The sequence below is a fragment of the Streptomyces abikoensis genome, assembly GCF_014648775.1.
Lineage (GTDB): Bacteria > Actinomycetota > Actinomycetes > Streptomycetales > Streptomycetaceae > Streptomyces > Streptomyces abikoensis.
On record NZ_BMRT01000004.1, the window covers coordinates 142,841 to 166,088 of the forward strand.

Sequence of the window (23,248 nt, forward strand, 5' to 3'; positions counted from 1 at the left end):
GCTTACAGGCCCGAGTCGGACGTGCGGACCAGGATGCGGCTGCAGTTCTCGCAGCGGACGACCTCGTCCTTGGCGGCCCGGCGGACCTCGTTGAGCTCGGTGATGTCGAGCTCCAGCTGGCAGCCCTCGCAGCGGCGCTGGTAGAGGCGGGCGGCACCGACGCCGCCCTGCTTCTCCCGCAGCCGGTCGTAGAGCTTGATCAGGTCGGCCGGGATGGAGCCGGCGACGACCTCGCGCTCCTTGGTGACGGTGGCGACCTCGGCGTCGATCGTCGCGGTGGCGGCGTCGCGGCGGGCGACGGCGTCGTCGACCTTGGCCTGGACGGAGGCGACGCGGCCGGTCAGCTCGGCGGCCCGCTCGGCGGCGGCCTCGCGGCGCTCCATGACCTCGAGGACGACGTCCTCCAGGTCGCCCTGGCGCTTGGCGAGGGAGGCGATCTCGTGCTGGAGCTTCTCCAGGTCCTTGGGGGACATGCCGGCGCCGGAGTCCAGGCGCTGCTGGTCGCGGGCGGCGCGCTGGCGGACCTGGTCGACGTCCTGCTCGGCCTTGGCCTGCTCGCGGGCGCAGTCGCTCTCCTCGGTCTGCGCGGCGACGAGGAGGTCGCGGTGCTGGGCGAGGTCGCCCTCGAGGGAGACGATCTCGGCGTGCTCGGGGAGGCTCTTGCGCTTGTGGGCGAGCTGGGTGAGACGGACGTCCAGGGCCTGGAGGTCGAGGAGGCGGATCTGGTCGGCGGGCGCGGCGTTGATTTGGGGGCTCCTGATTACTGGTGATGGGAGGACGACGCCGCGTGGGCGGTCCAGGGGTCGGTGACCGTACGGGAGACATGGGTGCGCAGGCCCCAGCCGTGGCGGTCGGAGATCTCGTCGAGCTGGGCGGCGGCCTGCTCGGTCCAGGGCCATTCGGTGGCCCAGTGGGCGGCGTCGACGAGCGCCAGCGGGCTCTCGGCCCGGGCGTCGGACGCCGGGTGGTGGCGCAGGTCGGCGGTGACGTAGGCGTCGACGCGGGCGGCCCGTACGTCCTCGAAGAGGGAGTCACCGGAGCCGCCGCAGACGGCGACCGTGCGGATGAGCTGCTCGGGGTCGCCGGCGGCGCGGATGCCCTGGGCGGTGGCGGGCAGGCGCTTGGCGGCGCGCTCGGCGAAGGCGGCCAGGGTCAGCGGCGGGTCGAGCTCGCAGATCCGGCCGAGGCCCCGGCGGCCGGCGGGGTCGCTGGGATCGGGCACGAGGGGGGCGACGACGCGCAGGTCGAGGGCGCCGGCGAGGGCGTCGGAGACGCCGGGGTCGGCGCGGTCGGCGTTGGTGTGCGCGACGTGCAGCGCGATGTCGTTCTTGATCAGGGTGTGCACGGCGCGGCCCTTGAAGGTGCCGGCCGAGACCGTCGTCGTACCGCGCAGATAGAGCGGGTGGTGGGCGACGATCAGGTCGGCGCCGAGCTCCACGGCCTCGTCGACGACTTCCTGGACGGGGTCGACGGCGAACAGGACCCGGGTGATCTCGGCGTCGGGGTCGCCGCAGACCGTACCGACGGCGTCCCACTGCTCGGCTCGCTCCGGGGGCCAGAGGGCTTCGAGGGCGGAGATGACTTCAGACAGTACGGGCACGGAGGAAAGGCTACCTTCCTCCGTGCCCGGCCTTCGCTGACGCGGGTGGCTCCGCAGCTCCGGCCTACTTCTTTCCCTACTTCTTCACGAGGAAGCCGCGGAGGTCGTCGAGGACGCTGTTGGCCGCCGTGACGCCGAGGCCGAGGTACCAGGTCTCGTCGGGGACGTTCTTCGCCTGACCGTCCTTGACCGCCTTGAGGCTCTTCCAGAGCGGGTTGTCCTCGGCGGTGTCGCGCTTGGTCTTGTCGGGGTCGCCGTAGACGCCGGTGAAGATCCAGTCGGCGTCGGCCTGGTCGATGTTCTCGGGGCTGATCTCCACGGCGAGCTTGTCGACCTGCTGGTTCTTGGGCCGGGGCAGGCCGGCGTCCTTGAGGATCGTGCCGATGAACGACTGCTGCGCGTACAGACGGGTGAACTGCGGCAGGTAGCGCACCATGCTGACCGTCGGCTTCTTGTCGCCGAGGTCGGCGCCGAGCTTCTTCGCCTTGGCCTCGTAGTCCGCCAGCTGCTTCTTGGCCTCGGCCGTCCTGTCGAGCGCGGCGGCGTTGAGGAGGTAGTTCTCCTTCCAGGTGTAGCCCGGGCGGACGGAGAACACGGTGGGGGCGATCTTCGAGAGGTCCTTGTAGTGCTTCTCGGCGCGGAGCTTGCTGCCGAGGATCAGGTCGGGCTTGAGCTCGTTGATCGCCTCGAGGTTGAGGTTGCTGACGGTGCCGACGCTCTTGGGGTCGCCGACGTCCTTCTTGAGGTAGTCGGGGATGCCCTTGCTGCCCTCGCTGGGGGCCCAGCCGACGGGCTTGAGGCCGAGCGAGACGACGTTGTCGAGCTCGCCGACGTCGAGGACGACGACGCGCTGGGGGCGCTGCTTGAGCTCCGTCTTGCCCAGGGCGTGGGTGATGGTGCGCGGGAACTGGCCGGGGGCGGCGTCCGTGCCCATCTTCGCGGTCTGCTCGGCGGCCTTGCCGAAGTCCTTGCCCTTCTCGGACACCGCCTTCGAACCGGCGCCGCCGTCCTTGCCCGATTCCGAGGAGCCGCCGGAAGAACCGCCGCAGGCGGTGAGCGCGACGGCGGCGGCTATGGACAGGGCTGCGGCGGCGGTCGTGGTGCCGCGGCGGCGGAGGGACATGGAGCCTCCCGGCTAGGTACTTAGGATCGCCTTACCTTAATCACATGCCCTCCAGGAAGCACACTCACCCCCTTTTCTCCGGCGAACCGGACAACTAACCACCCATACAGGTGAAGCACCCGGGGTCGTGACGCTCCACAGGAATCCGGATAACTACGTTCTGTGCCGGAGGTGACGTTTCCCATGACGGTCTGTGCTCCCCACGGCCCCCAGAGCACTCCGCAGAGCCTTCCGCGGAGCGCGCCGCCGGAGGAACCGAGACGCCCGGCGTTCACCGTTACGGTGGACGGTTCGTACGCGGCCTGGCTCGCCCTCGGCCGCGGCACCGACGGCTGGTTCCCCGAGCGCTGGACCCTCGACGGCCCCGAGCCCTACGCGGTCTCCCTGCCCGGCACCCAGCCCGAGGAGCCCGACAGCCAGCTGCTCCCGCTCAGCGACGGCCGGGTCCTCATCCGCCGCCGCGTCGCCGAGCGGTACGCGCTGTCGCTCCTCTACCCCGCCGGGCCCGGCACCGGCGAACTGCCGCTCGGCGCCATCGAGTGCCCCTACCTGTGCCTGCTGCCCCCCGCGCCCGACGGCAGGTCGGCCTACGCGCTCGTCCACGGCGAGACACAGACCACCCTCTGGCGGGTGCACGGCGGCAGCGGCGGCCCCGAGCTGCTGGCCACCGTGCCCGGCCGGTGCGAGGGCGGCGCCTGGCTCGACCGCTCCGGACGGCTGCTCGCCCTGGACCGCGAGCTGGACGGGCTGACCAAGGCCGTCGTCGTCGACCTGGGCCGGGGCGGCGAGACCAGCCCGCTGCTCCAGATCACCGAGAAGAGCAACGACCGCCTGCTCCTCGCCGAGCCCGACAGCGGCCTGCTGCTCGTCCGCTCCGACGCGCCCGGCGTCGACCGGCTGGGCTGGGGCGTCCTCGGCTCGGCCCGGCCCGTGCGCTTCCCCGAGTGCCTGCTGCCGGCGGACGCCGAGCTCACCCCCTTCGCCGCCCGGCCCGGCCAGGGCCTGGCCCCCGAGGACTGCGCGGTGGCGTTCCGCGTCGACCAGGGGGCGGGCGGCGACTGGGTGGGCGTGTGGAGCCCGGCCGCCAAACGGCTGCGCCGCTTCCCCGGCCCGACCGGCTGGCTCGCCGGGGCCGGGCTGTGGACGGCGAGCGGGGAACTGCGGCTGCCGTTCGTGACGGCGAGCGTGCCGTGCGGGCTGGCGCGGGTGCCGGAGGAGGTCGACGAGCTCGTCGAGGAACTCTCCGACCCCTCGGCGGCGTCGGCCATGACCGCGGTGCCCGTACCGCGGCCGCCGCGGCCCGTGCCGCTGCAGCAGGCGCCGCTCCAGCAGGCGCCTCCCTGTGCGCGTACTCCCTAACGGGGCACCACGTACTCCGTAACGGGGCACAAGGCGGACACACCGTAGGGGACGGGTGGCCCGTTGATCAAGGCCCCGTTAAACTTCGGATGGGGGTCGCGCGGCCGTGGCCGGTCTTCCCAACGACCGTGGCTGGGTGGCGTGTTGGCGGTTGCGTCTGACGTGGTGTTATGCCGAGCTTACGCCGTGTGAGGCGGTGCCGTGGCCCCCGATGCGTACGCTTCCCCATCCGACGGAGTGACTTTTCCTCATGCCCGATGCCCGAACCGACACGACCGAGGCGCGCCCGTTCGACGCGTCCGCCGCCCGGGCCGCAGCCGCCGGCGCCGGCACTGGTGCCGGCAGGCACCGTGGTCCGGCGTCGCCGGACGACAGCGCGGTGGCTGGTGCCGCGCACGGCAAGCACCGGCGGGAAACCGACTGACGTCCCGGGGGCTCCGCCCCCGGACCCCCGGTCCTCAAACGCCGGACGGGCTGACTTTTGTCAGCCCGTCCGGCGTTTGAGGACGACGCCTGTCAGGGGAGCAGCGCCGCGAAGCCCTCGCCCGCGTCGCGCCCCGCGTAATAAGGGGTCAGGACCCCGTCCAGCTCCTCGATCGTGAAGACGTCGCCCTTCGTGTCGAAGCGCGCCGCCACCCTCGGCCGCTCCATCACCGCCACCATCCCGCCGTGGACGACGAAGACCTGCCCCGTGATGCCCGCCGCCGGTGGTGACGCCAGGTACGCGACCAGCGGAGCCACGTGCTCCGGGGCGAGGGGGTCCACGCCGCCCTCGCCTGCGGCCGGGGCGGAGGCGAAGACGTCCTCCGTCATCCGGGTCCGCGCTCGCGGGCAGATCGCGTTCGCGGTGACGCCGTACTTCCGGAGGGCCGCCGCCGTCGAGAGGGTCAGGCCGACGATGCCGCCCTTGGCCGCCGCGTAGTTCGGCTGGCCGGGCGAACCGGCCAGGAAGGCCTCGGAGGAGGTGGTGACGATCCGGCCGTGGACCGGCGCGCCGCCCGTCGCCTTGGAGCGGTCGCGCCAGTGCGCGGCGGCGAAGCGGATCGTATTGAAGTGGCCCTTGAGGTGGACGCGGACGACCGCGTCCCATTCGTCCTCCGACATCGAGAAGACCATCCGGTCCCGCAGGATGCCCGCGTTGTTGACCAGGATGTCCAGCGAGCCGTACGTGGCGACGGCCAGCTCCACCAGCGCGCGGGCCTGCCCGAAGTCGGAGACGTCGCCGGTGTGGGCGACGGCCTCGCCGCCCGCCGCGCGGATCTCCGCGACGACGGCCTCGGCGGGGGCGGCGGAAGGCGCCCCGGTGCCGTCGCGGCCCGGGCGGCCGTAGTCGTTGACGACGACACGGGCGCCGTGCCGGGCCAGCTCCAGGGCCTCGGCCCGGCCGAGGCCGCGCCCGGCGCCGGTGACGATCGCCGTCCTGCCGCGCAGCGGGCGCGGCGGCATCACAGCATCACCCAGGTGCGCAGCGCCTCGCCCGTGCGCATCTGCTCGATGGCGTCGTTGACGCGGGCGAGCGGCACCCGGTGGGTGATCAGGCCCTCCAGATCGACGCGGCCCGCCCGCCAGAGGGCGATCGCGCGGTCGTAGGAGCGGCGGACGTCACCGCCGCCGTACAGGGAGGGCAGGATCCGCTTCTCGTCGAAGAACAGCTCGAACATGCTGATGCGGAAGTGGTCGTCGAGGGCGCCCGCGCCGACGACGCAGAGGGTGCCGCCGCGCCGGGTGGCCTCGTAGGCGGTGCGGGCGGTGGCGGAGGTGCCGACGACCTCGAAGACGTAGTCGAAGCCCTCGCCGGAGGTGACGCGTGAGGAGGCGTCGGTCAGGCCCTCGGGGGCGACGGCCTCGGTGGCGCCGAAGCGCAGGGCCGCCTCGCGGCGGGAGGCCACCGGGTCGACGGCCACGATCCGGGCGGCGCCGCAGACCTTCGCGCCCTGGACGGCGGAGATGCCCACGCCGCCGCAGCCGATGACGGCGACGGACGCGCCGGGTTCCACCTTGGCGGTGTTGAGGACCGCGCCGAGCCCGGTGGTGACGCCGCAGCCGAGGAGGGCGGCGATCTCGTAGGGCACGTCGTCGGGGATGGGCACGGCGCAGCCCGCGCCGACGACGACCTCCTCGGCGAAGGTGCCGGTGCCGGCGAAGCCGTAGAGGTCCTCGGAGCGGTGGCGGAAGTTGGGGGCGGCGGCGTTCGCGAGGCCGGCGAGGCAGAGGTGGGTCTGGCCGCGGGCGCAGGAGGCGCAGTCGCCGCAGGGGGGCAGCCAGCAGATCAGGACGCGGTCGCCCGGCCGGACGTGGGTGACGCCCTCCCCCACTTCCACGACGTCGCCCGCGCCCTCGTGGCCGGGGACGAGGGGAGCGCGCTGGGGCAGGACCCCGGACATGGCGGAGAGGTCGGAGTGGCACAGTCCGGCGGCCCGGACGCGGATCCTGACCTTGCCGGGGCCGAACCCCACGGTCTGGACGCCGTCGAGGACGTCGAGGGTCTCCTGCCCGGTCTTGTGCTGTACGGCGGCGCGCATGGCGGTGCTCCCTTCACGGGTGCGGGTGCCTCGGTGGTTGCGGTTACGCGTACTCGACGAGCGTGTCGGTCAGCACGGGCGCGTCGTCGCGTTCGACGACCCCGGCCGTGACCTGCACGCGGCCGGGTCCCGGGGTGTCGCGCCAGATCCGTACGCGCAGGGTCTCGCCGGGGTAGACGACGCCGGCGAAGCGGGTGGCGTAGGAGCGCACCCGGGTCACGTCGCCGCCGAGCACGGTGTCCACGACGGCCTTGAGGACGATGCCGTAGGAGCACAGGCCGTGGAGGATCGGCTTGTCGAAACCGGCGATCCGGGCGAACTCGGGGTCGGCGTGGAGGGGGTTCCAGTCGCCGGAGAGGCGGTAGAGGAGGGCCTGGTCCTCGCGGACGTGCCGGTCGACGGTGAGGCCGGGCTCGGTGTCCGGGGCGGGGAGGCGCTCGGTGGTGCCGCGTTCGCCGCCGAAGCCGCCCTCGCCCTTGACGAAGATCTCGCTGACGCCGGTCCACAAGGGTCCGTCGTCGTCCTCGGTGTCCGAGCGGAGCACGATGACGGCCGCCTTGCCCTTGTCGTATACGGCGGCGACGCGCGAGGTCTGGGTGACGCCGGTGGCGCGGATGGGCAGGGGGCGGTGGAGGGTGACGGTCTGTCCGCCGTGGAGGACGGCGGCGAGGTCGATGTCGATGCCGGGCATGGTCAGGGCGCCGGCCACGGCTCGGCCGCCGCCGGCGACCGTCGCGAAGCTCGGGAGGACGTGGAGCCGGCTCTCCAGGGTGTAGCGCAGTTCGCCGGGGTCGGTGGCGAGGCTCCGTCCGTCCTGGTGCGAGCCCGCGCCGATGCCGAGGTGGTAGAGCAGGACGTCCTTGTGGTCCCAGGCGAGCGAGGCGGTCCGGGGTGCGGCGGTGGTCGCCTTGACCGGGTCGATGGGCATGGAGGTGTGCGCTCCTTCGCCGTCCGGAATCGGTGATGCACGAGGCCGATGACTAGAACGCGTTCTACTCAACGGGCCCTCATGTATAGCCGATTCCCGTTGACGCCGGAAGACACCGGGCGGCACGCGACCGACAAATGTCATGGCCGACCGCGGACATCCGGACCTGACCCTCCGTTAACCCCTTCCCTAGGATTCCGGTCATGAGAAAGACCACGGGGGCCCCGCTCGACGACATGGAGCGGCACAAACCGCCGGGCAAGTTCGCCTTCCTGCCCTGGCTGTTGATGATTTCCGGCGATGTGCAGGACCTCGCCAAGGGGGCGTTCCCGCATCCCTGGCTGGGCGGCCTGGGCGTCGCCGTGTTCGCCGCCCTCTACACGGCGGCGGTGGTGCTCGGCCTGGACCGGGCGCGGCTGGGCACCCGGACGCCCCGGCTGCTGCTCCTGGGCGTGGCCGTGACCGCCTACGCGCTGTCGCTGGGGTACGGCGGCGAATGGCTGATGTGCTTCCCCGTGCTGTCCCTGGCCGCCGGCATCGTCCTGCGCGGCGACCGGGCGCTGGCCTTCGCGGTGCTGGGCATCGCGGCGTCGGCGGGGGTGATCGCCGGCTGGCACAGCGGCGCCGAGAACGCGATGATCACGGGCTACGGCTCCGTCATGTCCGGCATGGTGACGTCGGCGGTGCTGCGGCTCTTCGAGACCGTCGCCGAACTCCGCGAGACCCGCGAGGAGCTGGCCCGCTCGGCCGTGGAGCGGGAGCGGCTGCGTTTCTCCCGCGATCTCCACGATCTGCTCGGCCACACCATGTCCGTGATCGTGGTCAAGGCGGAGGCGGTGCGCCGGCTCGCCCCCAGGAACCTGGAGGCCGCCCTCGGCCAGGCCGCCGACATCGAGGCCGTGGGCCGGCAGGCCCTCACCGAGATCCGCGAGGCGGTGACCGGCTACCGCGAGGGCAGCCTCACCACGGAGCTCGACCGCGCCCGTTCGGTGCTCGACGCGTCCGGCATCACGGCCGACATCCGCCAGTCGGGCCCGCCGCTGCCGTCGCAGACGGCGGCGCTGCTGGGCTGGGTCGTCCGGGAGGGGGTCACCAACGTCGTCCGGCACAGCAGGGCGCAGCGGTGCGTGATCGAGGTCCGGGGCGCGGAGGACCGGGTTCATCTGGAGATCAGCGACGACGGGCGCGGCGTAGGGTCGGAGCCGGGCGGGGCGCCCGGGTCGGGCGGCAACGGTCTGAAGGGCCTGGCCGAGCGGCTGGCCGCCGGTGGCGGCTCCCTGACGTCGGGCCCCGACGGGAAGCGGGGCTTCCGACTGGTGGCGGAGCTTCCGGTGGACGAGAACGACGGGGTCGAGAGCGACGAGGAGGAGCGGGTCGCGTGAGCAGCGAGCTGACAAGGGTGCTTCTGGCGGAGGACCAGGGGATGATGAGGGGCGCGCTGGCGCTGCTGCTCGGGCTGGAGGACGACCTCGAGATCGTCGCGCAGGTCGGCAACGGCGACGACATCGTCCCCAAGGCCCTTGAGACGCGCCCCGACATCGCGCTGCTGGACATCGAACTCCCCGGCCGCAGCGGCCTCGACGCCGCCGCCGACCTCCGCACCCGGCTCCCGGAGTGCCGGGTGCTGATACTGACCACGTTCGGCCGCCCCGGCTATCTGCGGCGGGCGATGGAGGCGGGGGCGTCGGGGTTCCTGGTCAAGGACGGCCCGGTCGAGGACCTGGCGGCGGCGATCCGCCGGGTGCTGGCGGGCGAGCGGGTCATCGACCCGGCGCTGGCGGCGGCGGCGCTCAGCGCGGGGCCGAATCCGCTGACGCAGCGGGAGCGGGATGTTCTCAGCGCCGCCGTCGACGGGGCGACGGTCGCCGACATCGCGGCGAAGGTGCACTTGTCGCCGGCGACGGTGCGGAATTATTTGTCGGCGGCGATCGGGAAGACCGGGACTCGGAACCGGATGGAGGCCGTTCGGGCGGCCCGCCAGAACGGGTGGTTGTAGGCCCCAAGGGCTGATTCCAGCCCCGCCGGCGTTTGAGGCGCGGGGGTCCGGGGGCGGAGCCCCCGGGGAATACGGCAGCATGGCCACCGACCAGCACGCACTCAGAACCGGGGACGGACACGCAATGGCACCCACGCCCGACATACTCGCCGCCTTCGAGGCCGCGAAGGGATTCATGCCGGTGGACGAGGGCCTCGCCCTGTACGCCGCCGCGCGGGACGCGGGGCGGCTGGGGCTGCCGCTGCTGGAAGTGGGCACGTATTGCGGCCGTTCGACGATCCTCCTCGCCGACGCGGCCCGCGAAGCCGGCACCGTCACGGTGACCGTGGACCACCACCGCGGCAGCGAGGAGCAGCAGCCCGGCTGGGAGTACCACGACCCGTCCGTCGTGGACGACGACCCGGGCGTGGGCCGGATGGACACGCTGCCGACGTTCCGCAGGACGCTCTACAAGGCGGGCCTGGAGGAGCACGTCATCGCCGTCGTCGGGCGATCGCCCCAGGTGGCGAAGGTGTGGCAGGCGCCGCTCGGGCTGGTCTTCATCGACGGCGGGCACACCGACGAGCACGCGAACGCCGACTACGAGGGGTGGGCGCCCCACGTCGCGCCCGACGGTCTGCTCGTCATCCACGACGTGTTCCCCGACCCCGCCGACGGCGGTCAGGCCCCGTACCGCGTGTATCTCCGGGCGCTCGCGTCCGGCGCGTTCACCGAGGTCTCCGTGACGCGCTCGCTGCGCGTACTGCGGCGTACGGGTCTCGGAAACTGAGCGGCGGCGCTAGCATCGCCCGCGTGTCCCACGGCAGCGTTCTCCCCATAGCCCGGCGTCTCGCCGCCGGGCCGGCAGTGGTGCTCCTGGCGGCCGGGCTGGCCGGGTGCGGCGGTGGTGCGGTCGGTACGGGCGGCGGTGACGACGGGAAGAAGCCCGTGGCCGCCGCTTCGTCGTCCTCGCCGAGCGCGCCCTCGCCCTCCTCCCCGTCGCCCGCGAGCTCCGCGCCCCAGCCCGCCAAGAGCGAGCCGGCCTCCGCCGAGCCGAAGGGCGCCGAGGCCGCCCCCGCCGGTGACGGGCCGCTGCGGGGCAAGGTCGTCGTGATCGACCCCGGCCACAACATCCACAACGCCGAGCACTCCGCCGAGATCAACCGTCAGGTCGACATCGGCACCGGCCACAAGGAGTGCGACACCACCGGCACCGAGACCAACTCCGGGTACGCGGAAGCGTCCTTCAGCCTCGACGTCGCGCACCGGCTGCGCGCGATCCTCCAGTCGCGGGGCGCCAAGGTCGTGCTGACGCACGACGGCGACCGGCCGTACGGGCCGTGCGTCACCGAGCGCGCCGAGATCGGGAACAAGGCGCACGGCGATGCCGCCGTGTCCCTCCACGCGGACGGCGCGGAGCCCGGCCAGCGCGGCTTCCATGTGATCCTGCCCGCGCGGGTGCGCGGCGGCGCGGCCGACACCGCCCCGATCGTGGAGCCGTCGAAGGAGCTGGGGGCGCGCGTCGCGGGGAACTTCGTGAAGGTCACCGGCAGCGCGCCGTCCAATTACATCGGGCACGGCACCGGGCTCGACACCCGGGGGGATCTGGGCGGTCTCAATCTGTCGACGATTCCCAAGGTGTTCATCGAGTGCGGCAATATGCGCGACGCGCAGGACGCCGCTCTGCTCACCGACGGGAACTGGCGCGAAAAGGCGGCGCAGGGGATCGCGGACGGCATTACGGACTTCTTGCACGGGTAAGGAGGACCGGAGCGCGGGCCCCCGAACAGGCAGGCCACGGCCGTGTCACGAGGGTGATACGAAGAGGACGCCCTGGCCGCCCAGGCGATAGGTTCCCCTTACGATGGGTGGCCGCCACCCCCGCAGCGACGATTACTGACAGTACTGACAAAGGATTTTAGGTGAACATCCGCTCCCTCACTCGAGGCGACGGCGGGGTGATCGGAGCAGCGGTGTTGCTGTTCATCGCCTCGTTCCTCAGCTTCCGTTCGTACGACTGCGGGCAGGCGACGGTCGGCTGCCCCAAGGAGCCGATCGGCTGGAAGCCTGAACTCTTCCCCGTACTGCCGTCGATCTTCCTCGCCGGAATCATCGCCGCCGCTCTGATCGTCGCCGCCCGGTTCCAGCCGGAGGGGCGCAAGCTCGTCGGGCTCAGCCTCGACCAGTGGGGCACCGCGTTCGCCGTGTTCGCGGCCTGGTCCTCGCTGTGGACGATCTTCGGTGGCCCGGACGTGGAGCAGATCTCGCCCGGTGTCGGCCAGATCCTGGGGCTGATCGCCAACCTCGTGCTCGCGGCCGTCGCGGTGCTGACGCCGCGCACGCCCGCCCTCAAGGCCCCGCTGATGCCCGCGCCGCAGGCCGCGGCCCCCGCCCCGTACGGCGCGCAGCCGCCGCACGCGGGCTACGGCTACCCTGGCCCGGCGGCCGGTGCCCCGCAGCCGGGGGCTCCGTCCCCGTACGGCGCGCAGGCCACCATGCCGTTCGGCGGCCCGGCCGCCCAGCCGCAGCAGGCCCAGCAGGCTCAGCCGGCGCAGGCCCAGCCGCAGCAGCAGGCCCAGCCGGCCGCCGCGCAGCCCGCCGCCGGTCAGCCGGGCGCGCCCGCCGCGGACTTCGCCCCGTTCTGGTTCGCGGTGCCGGTGAACCGGCCGCTGTTCGCGGAGGACGGCTCCTCGAACCAGGTCGGTGAGCTCGCGCCGGGCACCTGGTACCTCGCGGTCGACCAGCGCGGTGCCGCGATCGTCGCGCAGACGCAGGACGGCCGTCGCGGCCTGCTGCAGGACACGACGGGCATTCAGCGCGGCTGAGTTCCCCGAGTTCGTAGCGACGGCCCGCCGGGTTCCACCCGGCGGGCCGTCGCGCGTCCGGCCTCGTCGCCCTTGTCACCGCCACCCGGCGGGCCTAAAGTCCTTCGCCTGACGGTGCGTCAGAGGAGGTCCGCGATGCGGCTCGGTCTCGCCCTCGGCTACTGGGGCCGCCGCCCCGACCCCCGGCACGTGGAGCTCGCCCGGCACGCCGAGCGGCTCGGCTACCACTCCGTCTGGACCGCCGAGTCCTGGGGCTCCGACGCCTTCACCCCGCTGACGTGGATCGCCGCCCACACCCGCCGCATCCGGCTCGGCACCGCCGTCGCCCAGATGGCCGCCCGCTCCCCCGCCGCCACCGCGATGCACGCCCTGACCCTCGACCACCTCTCCGGCGGCCGGCTACTGCTCGGGCTGGGGCTGTCGGGGCCGCAGGTGGTGGAGGGCTGGTACGGGCGCCCGTTCCCGGACAGTCCGCTGACCGCGACCCGCGAGTACGTGGACGTCGTCCGGCAGGTGCTGCGTCGCGAGGCGCCGGTGGCCCTCGACGGGCGCTACCACCCCCTCCCCTACCCGGGGCCCGGAGCGACGGGGCTCGGCAAGCCGCTGCGGTCCGTCACCCATCCCCTCCGCCCGGACCTGCCGGTCCTGCTGGGCGCCGAGGGCCCGCGCAACATCGCCCAGACCACGCGCATCGCGGACGGCTGGCTCCCCCTGTACTGGTCGCCGAACCGGACCGGGCTCCACGCCGAGGCCCTCGCCGAGGCGCCGAAGGGCTTCCTCGTCGCCCCCATGGCGCAGGTGCGCGTCTGCCCGGCGGGTGAGCTCGCGGAGGGGCTGCGGCCGGTGAAGGCCATGCTCGCCTTCTACATCGGCGGCATGGGCCACGCCACCCGCAACTTCCACGCCGCCCTGATGGGCCGGATGGGGTACGCGGAGGAGGCGCGCCGGATCCAGCGGCTGTTCCTCGCCGGGCGGCGGGAGGAGGCGGTCGGGGCCGTGCCCGACGCCTTCGCCGACGAGATCTCGCTGGTCGGGCCGCGCGAGCGCATCGCCGAGCGGCTGGCGCTGTGGCGTGCGGGCCCGGTCACCGACCTCCTGGTGACGACCCGGGACCCGGACGCCCTCACCCTGCTGGCAGAGCTGAACTCCTGAGCTCGAAGGCTCATCCCGTGAGCGCGGGTTTGCCCTCCTTGTGGAGCCAGGTGTCGAAGAGACCGCCCAGATCCCTGCCCGTCCGGCTCTCGCAGAGCCGGACGAACGCCTTCGTGTCGGCGTTCCCGTAGCGGTGTTCCCGGACCCAGGCGCGGAGGATGCCGAAGAACTCGCGGTCGCCGACCGCCTCCCGGAGCTTCTGGAGCGCCATCGCGCCCCGGCCGTAGACGGGCGGGTCGGTGAGGTTCCGCGGGGTGGGCGAGTCGGGCGGGAAGTCCCAGATGGTCGTGCCACCGGGGCCCTTGCTGTTCGGGTCCCGCCCGTCGTAGTAGTCGGTGAAGATCTCCCGCGTCGTACGGCCGCCCCGCTTCTCCTCCCACAGCCATTCGGCGTAGGTGGCGAAGCCCTCGTTGAGCCAGACGTCCCGCCAGGTGCTCGGGGTGACCGCGTTGCCGAACCACTGGTGGGCCAGCTCGTGGACGATCGTGGTGGCGCCGGGGGCGCCCTGGTAGTACGGCTTGGGCTGGGTCTCCAGGGCGTAGCCGACCCGGACGTTGTGGTCGACGACCCCGCCCGTCGAGGAGAAGGGGTACGGGCCGAACAGCCCGCTCTCCCACTCGACGACCTCGGGCAGCAGCTTCACCATGTCCGGCACGGCCGCGGTCTCCTCGGGGGCGGCGGCGATGTAGTAGGGCAGCCCGTGCGGCGTCCTGCCGGCCGTCACGGTGAACCGGCCGACGGCGACGGTCGCCAGATAGCTCGCCAGGGGCTCCCCGCTGTGCCAGACGAAGGCGGTCCGGCCGCCGGGCTCGCGCTCCGTCCGGACGAGCTCGCCGTTGGCGACGGCGGTGTAGCCGTCGGGGACGGTGACGGTGATGTCGTAGGCGGCCTTGTCGGAGGGGTGGTGGTTGCCGGGGAACCAGGCCGTCGAGCCCGCCGGCTCGCCGAGGGCGACCGCGCCGTCGACCGACGCCGAGCGGACCCAGCCCTCGATCGAGCCGTCCGCGTCCGTGATCTCCTCCGGCCGGCCGGCGTACTCGACGACCGTCTCGAAGGCGGCGTCCTTCCGCAGCGGCGCGGCCGGGCGCACCGTCAGTTCGCCGCCGGCGCGGCGCGTCCGGGCCGGTTTTCCGTCGACGCGGACGGCGCGGACGGTCAGGCCCTCGAGGTCGAGGTCGAAGGAGGAGAGGTCCTGGGTGGCGCGGGCGCTGATGACGGCGGTGGCCGCGAGGCGGCGGGTGCCGGGGTCGTAGTCGAGGGTGAGTCCGTAGTGGCGGACGTGGTAGCCGCCGTTGCCGAGGCGGGGGAAGAGGGCGTCGCCCACGCCGGCCGCGCCGGGGCGGGGGCCGTGGCCGCCGCCACCGCCGACGCACGCGGTGGCGGCCAGGAGCGCCAGCAGGGCGGACACGGCGGGCCGCCGCCGTGTCCTCACCTTCATCGACGGCCCTTCATCAGAAGGAGGCCCGCTCCAGCCAGTGCTCCAGCACCGCGCGGTCGCCCACGACCTCCACCAGGCCGGTGTCGGCCGGGAGCCGCCGGTAGAACACGCGCAGGACCTCCGTCAGCGGGCCCCGGACGGCCACGGCCGCCTTCTCGTGCGCCCGGCGCCACTCGACGCTCTCACCGCTCGCGTCGATGAACCACTCGGCGTTCAGCTCCGGCGGGGTGTCCGTGGCGTGGAGGTGGAGGGTGCGCCCCTCCCCCAGGAGCTCCTTGAGCTGCGGCTTCCAGGCCATCGCGAGCGGCGACGTGATGATGTCCAGCCACTCGTCGATGGTGTCCGCGGCGACGTCCTGCTCGAGCGTGAACGGGGCGCCGGCGGCGGAGGCGGCGTCGGCGCGGTGCATCGCCGTCTCGTGCGTCATCCGGCGGGCCCAGAAGCCCGACGTGCGCTCCCGCCCGAACGTCCACACCGGCACGTCCGGCCCCGCCTCCCGCAGCGCCGCGACCACTTCCTCGGCCCCCTCGGCCAGCCACGCGTCGAGCCCGGCCGCGTCCAGCTCCTCGGCCCCGGCGGTGGAATCGAGGGACGGGTCCGGGGTGAAGTCGACGATCCGCTCACGCACCAGCCCCGCCGCCCAGCGGTGGGCGTGGCCGAGGTGCCGCGCCAGTTGGGCGACGGTCCAGTCGGGGCATGTGGGCACGGTGGTATCGACGGGGACGCCGCGCAGGACGGCGCGCATCCGGTCGGTCTGGGCGAGGATCTCCGAACAGTAACGGGCGTGGCTCAAAAGGGTCATGACGCCACTTTAGAGCGGGGGTATGACAACGCACAGGGCGCGTGGCCCCGTTCGGGCGTCAGCTCCCTCCGCCCTTCTGGACGTCGGAGAACGACGGCACCTTGTCGGTGACCGGGGCGCCCGCGCTCCTGCCCGCGTCCTTGACGCTCGTGACGACCTTGTCGAAGTCGTTGATGTCGGCGTCCCCGGCCTCGCCCTTGCGGAGCTTGGTCCCCAGCCCCTTGAGGGACTCGATGCCGGCGGTCACCGGGGCCAGGGCCTTGCTGAGCGTCGGATCGCCCTTGGCGTTGTTGACGGCGGCCTTGAGCCGGTTGTACGCGAACGTACCGGCCAGGCCCGCCTTGATCAGCGAGCCGGTGCGGCCGTCGGCGCCCTTCTTGAAGGCGCCGTTCCGGAAGGGCTTGACGATCCACTGGTAGGTGGCGCCGGCGGCGAGGCCCGCGTTGGTGACGAAGCGGGTCTTGGCGAACCGCTGGCGTTCCGCCGATCCGGTGGCGGTGGGGCCGGGCTCGCCGCCCTGCGTCCCGCTCTTCGCGGTCTTGCCGCCGCCGCAGGCCGTGCCCGTGAGGAGCAGGCCGCAGGCCAGGAGCAGGGCGACGGCCGCCCGGCGGGCGCGCTGGGACACGGATACCTCCCGGGGGTGGTCCCTCACAGGTTCACCCACCGCGTGCGGTTCCGCCACCGGTTCGCGCCGACCGGTGGCGACAGCGTCCCCCTCCACGCCGCCCCGGCGCGCGGCGACGATTTCGTCAGGCACACCGAGCGGGCCGGGGCCTCCGGGCCGTCAGCCGTCGCAGCAGTCGGGCTCCAGGCCGGACGGCAGTCGCTCGCCGCCGAAGACCGCCGTCGTCGCCTCGTCGCCGCCGAGGGCGGCGACGGCGAGCAGCAGGGAGCCCGCCGTCCACGTCGTGCGTTCCTCGGGCCAGACGGCCTTGTCGTCGAAGACGTAGCCCGTCCAGTACATGCCGTCCTCGGCGCGCAGGTGCTGGATCCACTGGAGGATGTCGACGGCCCGGTCGGACTCGCCCATCGCCCACAGGGCCAGCGCCAGTTCGCAGCTCTCGCCGCCGGTGACCCAGGGGTTGGGGACGACGCAGCGGACACCGAGGCCGGGGACGACGAAGTCGTCCCAGCGCTCCTCGATGCGCTCCTTGGCCGCCGGGCCGGTCAGGGCGCCGCCGAGGACGGGGTAGTACCAGTCCATGGAGTAGCGGCTCTTGTCGAGGAAGCGCTCCGGGTGGTGGCGTATGGCGTGGGCCAGGAGGCCGGCGGCCAGCTCCCAGTCCGGCTGCGGCTCCTCGCGGTGCTCGGCGATGGCCAGCGCGCAGCGCAGCGCCTGGTGGATGGAGGAGCAGCCGGTGAGCAGGGCGTCGGTGACGTCCGTGCCGTCGTCCTCCCGCTTCCAGCCGATCTGGCCGCCCGGCTGCTGGAGCCGGAGGACGAACTCCACGGCGGCGAAGACGGTCGGCCACATGCGGTCGAGGAAGGCGTCGTCGCCGGTGGAGAGGTAGTGGTGCCAGACGCCGACGGCGACGTAGGCGACGAAGTTCGTCTCGCGGGAGCGGTCGGCGGGCCGTGCGGCGTCGCCGTCGGCGTAGGCGGCGTACCAGGAGCCGTCGGGGTTCTGGTGGTCGGCGAGCCAGCGGTAGGCGGCCTCGGCGCGGGGGTGCTCGCCCGCGGCGTCCAGGGCCATGGCGGCCTCGACGTGGTCCCAGGGGTCGAGGTGGTGGCCGGTGAACCACGGTATGGCGCCGTCCGGGCGCTGGACGGCGGCGATGCCCGCGACGGTGCCGGCCGCCTCCTCGGCGGTGAGGACGCCCGGCAGGACGAGGCGTTCGGTGCGGCCGGGGCCGCTGAAGGCGGTCACTTGGCGGCGCCCTCGGGCAGGTGCGGCTTGGTCGCGTAGGCGACGAAGCTCTTGCCGATGACGGGGTTGAGGAGCTGCTCGGCGACGCGCGTGGCGGCGGGCTTCTTCATGATGTCCCAGACCAGCAGCTTGTGGTACGCGCGGACGGGCAGCACCTTGTCGTTGTCGACGCCGAAGGCGCACTTGAGCCACCAGTAGGGGCTGTGGAGGCCGTGGGCGTGGTGGGTGCCGTAGGGCTTGAGGCCGGCCTCGGTCATCTTGCGGAGGAGTTCGTCGGCCTTGTAGATGCGGATGTGGCCGCCCTCGACCTCGTGGTACGCGTCGCTGAGCGCCCAGCAGATCTTCTCCGGGCCGTAGCGGGGCACGGTGACGGCTATCCGGCCGCCGGGCTTGAGGACGCGGACCATCTCGGCGAGCACGCCCTTGTCGTCCGGGATGTGCTCCATGACCTCGGAGATGATGACGACGTCGAAGCTCGCGTCGGGGAAGGGCAGGGCGAGGGCGTCGCCCTCCATGGCGGTGGCGGTGGCGCCCTCGGGGGCCTCCCCAGCCTCCTTCATGGCGGCGAACCACTTGGCGACCTCGCGGATCTCGTCCGCGTTGCGGTCGAGGGCGACGACGCGGGCGCCGCGTCGGTAGCACTCGAAGGCGTGGCGGCCGGCGCCGCAGCCGAGGTCGAGGACGCGGTCGCCCGCGGCGAGCGGGAAGCGGGAGAAATCGACGGTCAGCACGGAGTGTTCACTTTCTCGTGGGTTCGGCACCGCCGGGCTCGTTGACGGTGGTTGCGCGCCGTCGCGGCGGGAGGGGTGCCCCCACCGCCGCGGCGCTGGTCGGCCCCCGCCGGCGTCATCCGGCGGTGCCCGACCGGCCCGGCGTCGCTCCGGCCCGCGCGATCGCCGCGCGGTAGTGCTCGGCCGTCCCGATCGCCGCCTGCCGCCAGGTGAACCTGGCCAGGACGCGTTCCCGGCCCGCCGCACCCAGGCGCCGCCGCAGGTCCGCGTCGCCGAGGAGCCGGGAGAGCCCGGCGGCCAGCGCGTCCGCGTCCCCCGGCGGCACCGCCAGGCACGTCTCGCCGTCCGGCCCGGCGACCTCGGGGATCGCTCCCCCGGTCGTGGCCACCAGCGGGGTGCCCGTGGCCATGGCCTCGGCGGCCGGCAGCGAGAACCCCTCGTACAGCGACGGCACGCACGCGACCTGCGCCGAGCGGACGAGGTCGACGAGCTCCTCGTCCGTGATGCCCTTGACGAACTCCACGGCGTTCTCCAGGCCGTGGCGGCGGATCGCGGTGGCCACCGGCCCGTCCTCGGCGCGCTTGCCGACGACGACCAGGTGGGCGTCCGGGTGCCGGGCGCGAACCGAGGCGAGCGCGTCGATCAGGTGGATCAGGCCCTTGAGCGGGACGTCCGCACTCGAGGTGGTGACGATCCGGCCCGGCACCTCGGCGACGGACGGATCCGGCGAGAAGAGATCGGTGTCGGCGCCGATGTGGACGACGTGGACCCGCTCCCGGCGCACCCCGAGGTGGTCGACGATCTCCTGGCGGGAGGAGCCGGAGACGGTCAGCACGGACGGCAGCCGCCTGGCGACACGTTTCTGCATGCGGGTGAACGCGTACCAGCGGCGTACGGACGCCCGGCGCTTCCAGTCCTTCGCGGCGTCCAGCTCCAGCTGCCGGTCGACGGTGATGGGGTGGTGGACGGTGGTGACGAGCGGCGCGCCGATGGCGCCGGGGCCGCCCAGGAGCCCGTAGCCGAGGGTCTGGTTGTCGTGGACGACGTCGAAGTCGCCGCGCCGGGCGGCGAGGTGACGGCGGGCGCGCAGCGAGAACGTCAGCGGCTCGGGGAAGCGCCCGGCCCACATGGTGCCGACCTCCAGGAGGTCGATCCAGTCGCGGTACTCCTCGCGGCGCGGGGTGCGGAAGGGGTCCGGCTGCCGGTAGAGGTCGAGGCTGGGGAGCTCGGTGAGCGGCACGCCCTCGTCGAGGACGGGGTAGGGCTGGGCGCCGATGACCTCGACGGAGTGGCCGAGGCGGGCGAGCTCGCGGGAGAGGTGGCGGACGTAGACGCCCTGGCCGCCGCAGAAGGGGTTGCCCTTGTAGGTGAGCATCGCGATGCGCAGCGGCGAATCGCCACGCGCGGGGTCGCCCCCGGCCGGGAGGCTGCTGCGGGCTCGCGTGACCGATGCCTCCGTGGCCTCAGCGGTCACTCCGGCCTCCTTCTCGCTGGCTGTTCCGCCGGAGCGTAACGGGTCGCGCTAATCTAGAACAAGTTTCAGACTGGGTCGTCAGAAGCTTGAATCTACCGGGATGTCAGGGGACCGAAAGAGCGTCGCCGGGTGATTCGCGCCACGACCCGACCCCTGTCATGCTGTGCCGTCCAAGGCCCCCCGGCAAGGCCCCCGGGTGCCACCGGACGGAGTGTTGCACGACACGATGAAACGGGACATATGACGACGGAATCCAGGACGACGGAATCCACGTCGGCCGTGCCGCCCCTCGTGTCCGCCCCCGCCCTGACCGCGCGTCAGGAGGCCCGGCGCCGCCGGATCCTCCAGGCCACCACCCGGCTGGCGAGCCGCGGCGGCTTCGACGCCGTCCAGATGCGGGAGGTCGCCGAGTCCTCCGGCGTCGCCCTCGGCACGCTCTACCGCTACTTCCCGTCCAAGGTCCATCTGCTCGTCGCCGTCATGCGCGACCAGCTGGAGCAGCTCCACGCCGCGCTGCGCGAGCGCCCCCCGACGGAGGACGACCCGGCCGCCCGCGTCGCCCAGACCCTGATGCGGGCGTTCCGCGCGATGCAGCGCGAACCGCATCTGGCCGACGCCATGGTGCGCGCCCTGACCTTCGCCGACCGGTCGGTGAGCGCCGAGGTGGACACGGTCTCCCGGCTGACCACCACCATCATCCTGGACGCCATGGGCCCGGCGGGCCCGCCCACCCCGGCCCAGCTGTCGGCCGTCCGCGTCATCGAGCACACCTGGCACTCGGCGCTGATCACCTGGCTGTCGGGGCGGGCGTCCATCGCGCAGGTGAGGATCGACATCGAGACGGTCTGCCGCCTCATCGGCCCGGAGCCGTCGCGCCAGGCGTACAGCGCCCGGAGTTGAGGCGGACCCGACCTGCCCCCTACGCCCTTACGCCCCCCGGGTAGCGGGTAACTGCACCCGGAGCGATGGCTCGCGCCGGTATGAATTTACTGGCGTGTCCGAGGCGTTTCGCCACACGGAGCGGGAGAGGCAGACCGTGATACGGGTCCTTCTGATACACGACACCTATCTGCTGCGCATGGCACTGGCGGCACTCCTCGGCAGAGAACCGGACCTCGACGTGTTCTCGACCTCCTGGCGGGGCGCGGCCACCGCGGCCCGGACGACCCGGCCCGACGTGTGCGTGGCCGACATGGACAGCCCGGACGCGGTCGAGTGCGTGAACCTGCGGGCGGACACCCGGCCGGGGAACGTCCGGGCGGGGGACGGACGGACCGGGGGCGGACGGAACAGGGACGGGCGGAACGGGGACGGGCGATGTCCGGAGGTCGACGGCGGCGAACGGGTCGTCGGCCGGCCCGTCCTGCTGGCGCTGACGACCACCGGACGCCCCGGCCCGCTGCGCCGCGCCTATGAGGCCGGCGCCCTGGGCTACCTCAGCAAAAACGCTTCTCCTGACCGGCTGGTCGAAGGCATACGGCAAGTCGCGAAGGGCGAGCGCTACATCGACGAGACCCTCGGCTTCGGCTTCCTCCAGGCGGCCGAGATCCCCCTGACCCGGCGGGAGCTGAGCGTGCTCTCACTCGCCGCCGAGGGCGCCTCCGTCGGCGAGATCGCGCGCAGCCTCCACCTGTCGAACGGAACCGTGCGCAACTACATGGCCGCCATCACCCGGAAGACCGGGGCGCGCAACCGGGTGGACGCGATCCGCATCTCGCGCGGCGCCGGCTGGGTGTGAGGAACGCCGCCCCCCGCCCATCAGCTCCCGGTACGACGCCGAACGCGCCATGAGCTCCCGGTGGGTGCCGGCGACCGTACCGGGACCGTCCATGACCAGCACGCGATCCGCGCGCCGGGCCGAGCCCGCGCGGTGCGCGACGACCACGAGGGTGCCGCCGGGGCGCGCCGCGAAGGCGCCCTCGGCGCGCGCCTCGGCGGCGGGGTCCAGATGGCAGGCCGCCTCGTCCAGCAGCGCCACGGGGGCCGGCGAGAGGTACGCGCGGACCAGCGCGATCAGTTGCCGCTCCCCCGCCGAGAGCTCGTCCGGTGTCACCGGGGCGTCCAGCCCGCCCAGCCGCCGGACGAGCGCGTCAGCGCCGATCGCCTCGGCGGCGGCCAGCACCTCGCGCTCGCCGACGGGGTCGTCGCGCAGGTAGCGCAGGTTGTCGCCGACGGTGCCGGAGAAGACGTACGCCTCCTGCGGGATGAGCACGCGCCGCGCCGCCGCCCCCTCGGCGCGTGCCGCCGCGCCGCCCACCCGCACCTCGCCGGACGAGGGTTCCAGCAGCCCCGCGATCAGGTACGCCAGCGTGGACTTGCCCACCCCGCTCGGCCCGACGACGACCAGCCGCGTGCCGGGCGGGAGGGTGAGGTCGAGGTCGCGGACGACGGGCTCGGCGTGGGCGCCGTAGCCGAAGGTGACGCGGCGCAGCTCGACGGCGGGAGCGGTGGCGTCGGTGACGGCGGGCGCCGGGGCCGAGGCCGGGATCGGGGCCGAGGCCGGGGCCGGGCCCGGCGCCGTCAGCCTGCGGACGACCACCGCCAGCCGTGAACCGCTCGTGCCCAGCCCGTGGATGAGGCTCTGGAGCGCGGGCAGCAGCGACTGCGTCAGGTACGCCAGCGCGCCGACGAGCGCGCCCGGGGTCACCCCGTGGTCCAGCAGCCAGGGCGTCGCGACGAGCAGCGGCACGACGGGGAAGCGGCCCGCGAGGGCCAGGGCCGCCGCCCTCGCCACGGACCAGCGGGCGAGCGCGGTCGAGGCGCGGAGCTCGGCGTCGACGAGCGCGCCCGTGTCCGTGCGTACGCGTGCCTCGCCGCCGCCCGCGGCGATGTCGCGCAGCCCCGCGCACGCCTCGCCGCACGACTGCGCCAGCGCCTCGTCGGCGACCAGGAACGCCTCCTGGCGGCGGGCCAGCGGCCGCAGGGTCGCGAGGAACAGCCCGAGGCCGAGGAGGAGTGGCGGGACCACGACGGCGAGGAGGACGGGCGCGAGCAGGAACAGGCCCACCAGGGCGCCGGCGGCCGTGAAGACGAACGAGCGCGTCACCATCACCAGGCCGGCGAACGTGTCGCGGGCGATCTCCACTTGGTGGGTGAGCCGTGAGACGGCGGCGGCGTCGCCGTCGCCCAGCGCGCGGGTCACGACGCGGCGGACGAGCGCGTCCCGGAAGGGCTCGACGAGCGCGGCCACGCCCCGGAAGGTCCGCCCGGTGCCGTAGGCGCCGACGACGACGGCGACCGCGGCGGCCGCGAGCCAGAGCAGGCCGGTGGCCGGGCGACCGGCCAGGAAACCGGTGTCGAGGGCACGGGCGAGGGCGTAGCCGGTGGTGAGGGTGTGGGCGGCCTCGACGGCGGACCAGGCGGCGAGGACCGCGAGGACGCGGCGGTGGCGTGACAGGTGGGTGAGGAGGGGGTGGTTCGGTTGGTTCGGCACCGCCGGGAGCCTCCGTTTC

Annotated in this window: 22 protein-coding genes and 1 pseudogene; 10 read left to right on the plus strand and 13 right to left on the minus strand. The window is 73.6% G+C overall.

From position 1 onward, the window contains the following. Positions 1-2: 2 nt before the first annotated feature. The 3 genes from IE096_RS14620 to IE096_RS14630 form a co-directional block, all read right to left on the minus strand. A complete protein-coding gene (locus IE096_RS14620; protein ID WP_189452784.1) occupies positions 3-746 on the minus strand; it encodes a zinc ribbon domain-containing protein in 744 nt (247 codons plus the stop codon). A gap of 14 nt (positions 747-760) precedes the next feature. Further along, positions 761-1,600 (minus strand): Nif3-like dinuclear metal center hexameric protein, encoded by an 840-nt coding sequence (locus IE096_RS14625; RefSeq protein ID WP_189451897.1) that lies wholly within the window; start codon positions 1,598-1,600, stop codon positions 761-763. A 76-nt stretch (positions 1,601-1,676) separates the two neighbouring features. Beyond that, positions 1,677-2,723, minus strand: a complete 1,047-nt coding sequence (locus tag IE096_RS14630) for an ABC transporter substrate-binding protein (protein ID WP_189451898.1) — start codon at positions 2,721-2,723, stop codon at positions 1,677-1,679. A 282-nt stretch (positions 2,724-3,005) separates the two neighbouring features. Here IE096_RS14630 and IE096_RS14635 point away from each other — a divergent pair, with 282 nt between their 5' ends. Both IE096_RS14635 and IE096_RS14640 read left to right on the plus strand, forming a co-directional pair. Further along, a complete protein-coding gene (locus IE096_RS14635; RefSeq protein ID WP_229820199.1) occupies positions 3,006-4,082 on the plus strand; it encodes a hypothetical protein in 1,077 nt (358 codons plus the stop codon). Positions 4,083-4,332: 250 nt separating this feature from the next. Beyond that, positions 4,333-4,506: a hypothetical protein gene (locus IE096_RS14640; protein ID WP_189451899.1), complete on the plus strand. Its 174-nt coding sequence runs from the start codon at positions 4,333-4,335 to the stop codon at positions 4,504-4,506. Between the two features lie 92 nt (positions 4,507-4,598). On the opposite strand, the gene IE096_RS14645 is transcribed toward IE096_RS14640, so the two are convergent. The 3 genes from IE096_RS14645 to IE096_RS14655 are packed head-to-tail and all read right to left on the minus strand — an operon-like array spanning position 4,599 to position 7,532. Next, the gene (locus IE096_RS14645; RefSeq protein ID WP_189451900.1) at positions 4,599-5,528 is read right to left on the minus strand and encodes a 3-oxoacyl-ACP reductase; all 930 of its coding nucleotides are present in this window, start codon (positions 5,526-5,528) and stop codon (positions 4,599-4,601) included. After that, entirely contained in the window at positions 5,528-6,604 is a 1,077-nt protein-coding gene (locus tag IE096_RS14650) for a Zn-dependent alcohol dehydrogenase (RefSeq protein ID WP_189451901.1), read from the minus strand. The genes IE096_RS14645 and IE096_RS14650 overlap by 1 nt, the downstream gene beginning before the upstream one ends. A 43-nt stretch (positions 6,605-6,647) precedes the next feature. Beyond that, positions 6,648-7,532, minus strand: a complete 885-nt coding sequence (locus tag IE096_RS14655) for a MaoC/PaaZ C-terminal domain-containing protein (RefSeq protein WP_189451902.1) — start codon at positions 7,530-7,532, stop codon at positions 6,648-6,650. Positions 7,533-7,735: 203 nt separating this feature from the next. Here IE096_RS14655 and IE096_RS14660 point away from each other — a divergent pair, with 203 nt between their 5' ends. The 6 genes from IE096_RS14660 (at position 7,736) to IE096_RS14685 (ending at position 13,484) form a co-directional block, all read left to right on the plus strand. After that, positions 7,736-8,914, plus strand: coding sequence for a sensor histidine kinase (locus tag IE096_RS14660; RefSeq protein WP_189451903.1), 1,179 nt, complete (start codon positions 7,736-7,738; stop codon positions 8,912-8,914). 8 nt (positions 8,915-8,922) lie between these two features. Further along, positions 8,923-9,528: a response regulator transcription factor gene (locus IE096_RS14665; protein ID WP_189452786.1), complete on the plus strand. Its 606-nt coding sequence runs from the start codon at positions 8,923-8,925 to the stop codon at positions 9,526-9,528. A 124-nt stretch (positions 9,529-9,652) separates the two neighbouring features. Next, a complete protein-coding gene (locus IE096_RS14670; RefSeq protein ID WP_189451904.1) occupies positions 9,653-10,297 on the plus strand; it encodes a class I SAM-dependent methyltransferase in 645 nt (214 codons plus the stop codon). 23 nt (positions 10,298-10,320) lie between these two features. Further along, positions 10,321-11,268 carry an N-acetylmuramoyl-L-alanine amidase gene (locus IE096_RS14675; RefSeq protein WP_189451905.1) on the plus strand — a complete coding sequence of 316 codons (948 nt, stop codon included), beginning with the start codon at positions 10,321-10,323 and terminating at the stop codon, positions 11,266-11,268. A gap of 161 nt (positions 11,269-11,429) precedes the next feature. Then, the gene (locus IE096_RS14680) at positions 11,430-12,332 is read left to right on the plus strand and encodes a DUF5336 domain-containing protein (protein WP_189451906.1); all 903 of its coding nucleotides are present in this window, start codon (positions 11,430-11,432) and stop codon (positions 12,330-12,332) included. A 135-nt stretch (positions 12,333-12,467) separates the two neighbouring features. Continuing rightward, a complete protein-coding gene (locus tag IE096_RS14685) occupies positions 12,468-13,484 on the plus strand; it encodes an LLM class F420-dependent oxidoreductase (RefSeq protein ID WP_189451907.1) in 1,017 nt (338 codons plus the stop codon). Between the two features lie 10 nt (positions 13,485-13,494). Here IE096_RS14685 and IE096_RS14690 read toward each other — a convergent pair whose 3' ends face one another. From IE096_RS14690 to IE096_RS14715, 6 genes are all read right to left on the minus strand, one after another. Next, positions 13,495-14,922: a M1 family metallopeptidase gene (locus IE096_RS14690; RefSeq protein WP_189451908.1), complete on the minus strand. Its 1,428-nt coding sequence runs from the start codon at positions 14,920-14,922 to the stop codon at positions 13,495-13,497. 13 nt (positions 14,923-14,935) lie between these two features. Further along, positions 14,936-15,724 carry a maleylpyruvate isomerase family mycothiol-dependent enzyme gene (locus IE096_RS14695; protein WP_189451909.1) on the minus strand — a complete coding sequence of 263 codons (789 nt, stop codon included), beginning with the start codon at positions 15,722-15,724 and terminating at the stop codon, positions 14,936-14,938. A 58-nt stretch (positions 15,725-15,782) separates the two neighbouring features. After that, positions 15,783-16,349 (minus strand): hypothetical protein, encoded by a 567-nt coding sequence (locus IE096_RS14700; RefSeq protein ID WP_189451910.1) that lies wholly within the window; start codon positions 16,347-16,349, stop codon positions 15,783-15,785. A gap of 159 nt (positions 16,350-16,508) precedes the next feature. Further along, positions 16,509-17,591 (minus strand): prenyltransferase/squalene oxidase repeat-containing protein, encoded by a 1,083-nt coding sequence (locus IE096_RS14705; protein WP_189451911.1) that lies wholly within the window; start codon positions 17,589-17,591, stop codon positions 16,509-16,511. Continuing rightward, positions 17,588-18,322 carry a class I SAM-dependent methyltransferase gene (locus IE096_RS14710; protein WP_189451912.1) on the minus strand — a complete coding sequence of 245 codons (735 nt, stop codon included), beginning with the start codon at positions 18,320-18,322 and terminating at the stop codon, positions 17,588-17,590. Before IE096_RS14710 ends, IE096_RS14705 begins: the two co-directional genes overlap by 4 nt. Before the next feature lie 115 nt (positions 18,323-18,437). Then, positions 18,438-19,796 carry a glycosyltransferase family 4 protein gene (locus IE096_RS14715; RefSeq protein ID WP_229820201.1) on the minus strand — a complete coding sequence of 453 codons (1,359 nt, stop codon included), beginning with the start codon at positions 19,794-19,796 and terminating at the stop codon, positions 18,438-18,440. Positions 19,797-20,036: 240 nt separating this feature from the next. Here IE096_RS14715 and IE096_RS14720 point away from each other — a divergent pair, with 240 nt between their 5' ends. Then, entirely contained in the window at positions 20,037-20,696 is a 660-nt protein-coding gene (locus tag IE096_RS14720) for a TetR family transcriptional regulator (RefSeq protein ID WP_189451913.1), read from the plus strand. Positions 20,697-20,988: 292 nt separating this feature from the next. Then, positions 20,989-21,450, plus strand: a pseudogene (locus IE096_RS14725) (LuxR C-terminal-related transcriptional regulator); the annotation flags it as partial. Here IE096_RS14725 and IE096_RS32270 read toward each other — a convergent pair. Further along, complete coding sequence (locus IE096_RS32270) at positions 21,376-23,229, minus strand: ATP-binding cassette domain-containing protein (RefSeq protein WP_229820203.1); 1,854 nt, start codon at positions 23,227-23,229, stop codon at positions 21,376-21,378. The pseudogene IE096_RS14725 and the gene IE096_RS32270 overlap by 75 nt on opposite strands. Positions 23,230-23,248 lie beyond the last annotated feature (19 nt).